This is a genomic window from Telluria sp. AZSoR62 (genome assembly GCF_058111565.1).
Map to the genome: position 1 here is coordinate 1 of NZ_JBYTST010000133.1, position 376 is coordinate 376.

Here is a 376-nt window from a genome sequence, read left to right on the forward strand (position 1 = left end):
GCCTACCGTGATCGAGGTGGCTGCTGATGCCCACGACCTTGATGACACCCGACGAAGTTCGGAAGGCCATTCGCCAACGAACCATCGAACGCATCTCGATCATGCGTTCACGCCCGAAGATCACCCTCTACGACAAGAACTGGCGCAACCCCGTCCCGATCATGGGCGAAGTCACCGCCTCGTTCGAAGAGAAGCTGAACGACACCGGCGAAGGTGACCTCACGCTCTTCGGCAATCACAAAGTCCGCGAGTGGATCATCGAAGAACTCGGCGACGACGAGGACCTCCACATCCGCGTGCAGATGGCAGGCAAGGAGTGGACAGGCAAGGCCGTGTCGATCACCAACCGCGGTGACGACAAGGGGTTCGAGTACAT

General features: G+C 59.3%; 1 protein-coding gene. It reads left to right on the plus strand.

All coding sequences use genetic code 11. From position 1 onward, the window contains the following. Positions 1–26: 26 nt before the first annotated feature. A partial coding sequence (locus AC3XQU_RS23215; RefSeq protein WP_489876512.1) for a Gp37-like protein occupies positions 27–376 on the plus strand: 350 nt, incomplete at its 3' end.